This is a genomic window from Weissella sp. DD23 (genome assembly GCF_001579105.1).
GTDB lineage: Bacteria > Bacillota > Bacilli > Lactobacillales > Lactobacillaceae > Weissella > Weissella cibaria.
In genome coordinates this window covers 215282-220651 of the sequence record NZ_KQ970390.1, presented here as the reverse complement: position 1 = coordinate 220651, position 5370 = coordinate 215282, and the positions used below count along the sequence as shown (strand labels likewise).

Below are 5370 nucleotides of genomic sequence, written 5' to 3'. Positions count from 1 at the left end.
AGTCTAACTGTGCTGCGAACGAACTGCCCGCATCATACGTAGCGCATCTTCATGAAAACGCTCTTCCGCTTCGCCAACGGCGCGTAAAATATGATTGTCCATGTCTGACAAACCATCAAACATATCAATAATTTCGCCGTCCTTGGTCAACGCAAAGGCGTTAACCGTGAAATCACGGCGCTTTAAATCTTCTGCTAAGGAACGAACAAACGTCACCTCATCCGGACGACGAAAATCTGTATAGGTCGACTCCGTTCGGAAAGTCGTTGTTTCATATCCTTGACCGTGATCCAGAATCATGACTGTGCCATGTTCGATCCCCGTATCCACTGTTCGCTCAAACAAAGCCTTCACTTCCTCTGGATACGCCGATGTGGCAATATCCACATCGTGAATTGGCTTACCCAACAACGTATCGCGGACTGATCCGCCGACGAAATACGCTTCAAAGCCAGCCGCCTCAATCGTTTCTAAAATTGGCAATGCCGCAACGAACTCTGCTGGCATATTCTCTAACTTCATTTCAAAGGTCCTCCTTGGACTTACTCGTTCTTTAAGTATACCAGGAATTTGTTGTTAATTTGGCGTACCGTAAACTAAACAAGGTTCAAATCACGGTTATGACGCAATTAAAATCGAAAAGGCTAGCTGCTCACATTAAGAACAGCTAGCCTTTTCGTTAAGGTAAGAATATTAAAAAGGCAGATCCGTATACAAAATACTTATAGACGTTTTTCCCACTTAATTGTAAATATGAACCATTACTTTTAATAATATAGGCTGATAGTATAACGACCAGCATGTCTAAAATTATTCCTGATACGCCGTAATTTAATCCAGCTCCTATAATATTAAGTATGCGTAGTGCAAATAGTAAGACAATCAGCAAGTCAATGATGATTAATAATATCAACTGATTTTTAATAGCGTGCATTGATTTGTTCCTTTCCCATTTAGGCGTGCTTTTATATTTATTTAAAATGTTTGTTTATTACCGTTAACGCAATATGCCAACTCATTAATAGGTAAAGAAACCATAATGCTGTTCCTTGTTTTATGGTTGTTGCCAAGATTGTAAATACGATTATTAGTATTAATAGTGCGACAATCTGGGCAATCCTCTTTTTATTAATGTGCATATCGTTCTAATTGCCTGCTTGTTGCTGAAAATATTTCAAAATCTTTAATTGCGTCCACGCCTATTCCTCCTCGATTACGTCATTAATTACAATCTTTGATTAGCCATACAAACGCCTTAATCCTTCATACAATTATGTACCATGTTTTTCTCTAATAAAAGCAAGGTCAGTTTACAGATGTAAACCGTGTTTAATAGCCCCTACTCAATGACCCATAAGCAAAGGCAGCCGATCTCAAAAAAGTAAAATCAGCCGCCTAAGAAAAGTTCAAAATATTAACTTTCACTTTTGGTTTCTAACAAGACTCCAAGTGCACCTAAAGTAGCTATTAAAACCGTGAAATACGTCAGCTGCCATAACGTTAGTACCAACCCAAGAAAAAGAATTAACAATTCTAAATTAATCTTGTTATTTCCAGGATTTGCGCTGAAGAATCTGAGAATAACAGAAATAAATCCCAGAACGCTTAGTATCGCAACAATTATTAAAAGTATCGTCTTAATCATTTATAATCCTCAAACTCTCCGATAATAATTCACAATCAAATAATGCTTTATATTATAAATGCCAAAAAATTCAGGAACATGTGCCCCAATATAGGGATTTCTATTCTCTTGGTTTTTATATATGAACTTGCAAGAATTACTCCAACCACAAAATACGGTAATAAATTTATTGAGAAGTCTGAAGTATGCAACAGTGCAAATATCCCGGAGCTAATAAAAATTCCTGATCCCAAACTTATTTTGGAAATTCCAAACACAGTAGACCATCCGGAAAGAAAAACGCCCCTAAAAATCAGTTCTTCTAAAATAGGAGCAATAATGACAGTTTCAATAATCAATCCCACTGAATTATATTTATATAATTTCAATATCGCCTTTTGATTGTCAGTATTAGTCACTACACTCATATCCTGTAAATAGTTTGAACATATTTGAATAATAACCATAGATAGCAAAACGCTAAGCAAAATCATAGCTAATTTTCTAACGGTTTTTACGCTAACATCCTTTGTATATTCGCCAATTTTAAATAACTTGTTATATAAAAAAATAGCAATAGCAATTTGAATTGCAAAACCAATAATCGTTAAAATAATTTTAGGAAATCCAGTATTTATGTGACTTGTCATAGTTAACGGTAATACCGCCAGTTGCTGCAAAAATATTATCCCAATGAATAACACAAAATAATTTATTGATGTATTTATTTTTTTAATATGTATTCGAATTTCATGACTATGTCCTCATAAAAAATGTAAGCATCATTGTTCAATGATGCTTACATTTCAATAAAATTAATGTTTCATACCGTAATTAATGCCATCTTTGAACCCGGCTTTGATATCATCAGCATCTCCGAGAAGGGTGTAAAACCACCAATATTTTTCATAACATTGTTCCTTTCCTCGATACTCATTCAGTTATTCATGTCTGAATAAGTATTAGCTATACTAAAACGTTCCAAATAACAATCATAATATTCAACAAAGAATGGGCTATTATCGATGTCCATATATTATTACTTTTAATATACAAATAACTGAACGCAAGCGCCATTACCATGTATACACTTGACGAAGTTAGATCATGACTACTATGAAACAACGCAAAAAGTACAGAAGAAGCAACAAATCCTAATATTTTATTATTAAACACTGCTGGAAGATATAATCTAAAAATGTGTTCTTCAATGATAGGCGCAATTATTACCGCAGTTGGCAAAAACAAATTAAAAGTAGTCTGAGAATCATTTAATGCCGTTTCCCCGTGCAAATTCGTAATTCTTGAAACAAGCAATTGAAACAGCAGTAGCAGTACCCCTACGAAAATACCTAAACACACGAATCTCCAAGGTATTAATTTTTTGATAATTAAATTACTTCTAAATAAAAGTACGACCACTCCAACATAGATTGCACCTATCATAAAATACGATGCAATACTTCCCACATTAAGTTCGATAATAAAAAAGATTGCTATTTCCAACAAAGACAATAAGGCAATTAACTTTAATGACTTTATAATTTTCTGGCTTTTTGACATATATCTCCTTAAGAGCAATAATCTAACGTTTATATCAGATTATTGCTCTTACGCTCCATGCTTACGAATTTCGTTCTTAACACCTGCAGCCACTCCACGGACAAGATCGTATGCCGGTTGAAGCAAGCCAATCCAACCAGCTCCCTCCCACCAACAATCGTTGACAAATTGGCGTCTGACAAACTTCTACCTCTTTTAAAACTATTTCTCACTCCAAAAACATCACCACTTTGTACGGACCTTATAACAAATTATTAATCGATTTCGAATTAAAAAATATGTACCCAAATATGTGGTATATATTTTTTAAGCAACATCCATTACGGCCAGTAGCCCTAACATACATTTTTATCTATAAATATACGTACAGCGTGACGTCAAATTTATCTGACTTACCTTTTAATACTTTGTATACAACTGAAGATTTCAGAGAAGTATCTGTAGATATTCGAGTTGCGTGCCATACAGGAAACGGAATATCTTGTACCGATTCCATCACTTGGGTTACCCCAATCAATCCAAAAATCAATATGCAGCCGCAACTAACCATTTTTTATTTTCATGATACCAATATATGTATGGCGATCAGAATGCACCACCTAATAATTAGAAATTATACCAATTCCGATTACTACTACTGCAGACAACACCACTTATTTACGCACGTCAAAACAACATTACCCAATATAAACTAGTATTCTGTAAATAACCACACTGCTAAATTGACAGTTGTAAACTTGTTAAACGTTTAACTTGAATCTGAAAAGAAATAGTACGTGCCATTTTCAAAAAATAAAATGGCCTAAAAATTCACAACAAAAAAGGAGTTGCTTGGCCATACGGCTCATCAACTCCTTTAGCAAAAAGCCCAAGACGAAACAGACGTCTTGGGCTTCCTTTTTAAAACTCTTATTGAACAGTAACCGACTTGGCCAAGTTACGTGGACGATCGACATCCAAGCCACGGCCGAGTGATGTGTAGTATGCCAACAATTGTGTTGGTACCACTGACAACAATGGTGACAACAACTCATTCACATCAGGCAAGATGAAATCATCACCTTCTTTAGCCAATGATTGCGTCACAATCGTGTAAGCACGTGAGCCACGCGCTTGCGTTTCTGCCAAGTTACCACGAACTAGGCCAGCTGTCTTTGCTTGTGTAATCAAAGCAATTACTGGTGTGCCGTCTTCAATCAAGGCCAGCGTACCATGCTTCAATTCACCAGCCGCAAATCCTTCAGCTTGCACGTATGAAATTTCTTTCAACTTCAGTGCCGCTTCCAGCGAAACTGTTGAGTCAACACCACGGCCGATAAAGAAGGCATTCCGTGACTCAACCAAATATTGGTTAGCAACTTGTTGCAACGTTTCCTTGTCATCAACAATTCCTTGAATACCCACGGCAATCTTAGACAAATCTTGTTCCAAATCAAAGCCAAGCGTTGCACGGTCAGCAATCGCATAAGCCAAAATTGCTTGCAAAGCAACTTGCGCCACGTAAGCCTTCGTTGAGGCAACCGCAATTTCAGGGCCTGCCAACAATGGCAATGCATAAGTTGCTTCACGCCATAGCGTCGACTTCTCGACATTAGTTAGCGTCAGTGACTTAAAGCCTTGTGCGTTAACGTTTTGAAGCACTTCACGTGAGTCAGCAGTTTCACCAGATTGCGTCAAGAAGATAAAGAATGGCTTCTCTGACAATAATGGTTGCTCGTAAGCAAACTCTGATGACAAGTGAACCTCAGTTGGCACACCCGCCCATTGTTCAAATAAGCGCTTACCTACCAAACCGGCGTGATATGACGTACCGGCAGCGACAATGTACAAACGATCGGCTGCTTTAAGATCGTTCAAAATGGCTTGACCAACGTGCACGCCACCTTCATTATCTAGGTATTTCTCGATCAAGTGGCGAATCACAATTGGCTGTTCATCGATTTCCTTCAACATGTAGAAAGGATACGTACCCTTATCAGTTTCTGAAGCATCAATGTCCAAGTGGAATGGCTCACGGGCCGTTTCGTTACCATCAGCATCGAAGAGTTGCACCTTATCTGGGTCAATAATCGCAATTTCACCATCATGTAACTCAATAAAATCGTGCGTTTGATCCAACATCGCCACCGCATCCGACGTCACCACGTTAAAGTCTTCTCCAACACCGATTAGCAATGGTGACT

The 5370-nt window shown here is 37.4% G+C and carries 3 protein-coding genes and 1 pseudogene; all 4 read right to left on the bottom strand.

The window, feature by feature from the left end:
* Nucleotides 1-36: 36 nt before the first annotated feature.
* Nucleotides 37-522 (bottom strand): annotated as a pseudogene (locus WEIDD23_RS14195) (CCA tRNA nucleotidyltransferase); the annotation flags it as partial.
* Nucleotides 523-1692: 1170 nt separating this feature from the next.
* The gene (locus WEIDD23_RS01040; RefSeq protein ID WP_050790589.1) at nt 1693-2304 is read right to left on the bottom strand and encodes a CPBP family intramembrane glutamic endopeptidase; all 612 of its coding nucleotides are present in this window, start codon (nt 2302-2304) and stop codon (nt 1693-1695) included.
* 286 nt (nt 2305-2590) lie between these two features.
* Nucleotides 2591-3187, bottom strand: a complete 597-nt coding sequence (locus WEIDD23_RS01035) for a CPBP family intramembrane glutamic endopeptidase (RefSeq protein ID WP_062358679.1) — start codon at nt 3185-3187, stop codon at nt 2591-2593.
* A 909-nt stretch (nt 3188-4096) separates the two neighbouring features.
* Nucleotides 4097-5370, bottom strand: a 1274-nt coding sequence (gene glmS, locus WEIDD23_RS01030; protein ID WP_242865359.1) for a glutamine--fructose-6-phosphate transaminase (isomerizing), incomplete at its 5' end; no start/stop codon positions are given.

What these genes read in the sequence shown, in the direction of transcription:
- WEIDD23_RS01035 (WP_062358679.1), bottom strand. Translation starts at nt 3,187, where the DNA reads ATGTCAAAAAGCCAGAAAATTATAAAGTCATTAAAGTTAATTGCCTTA.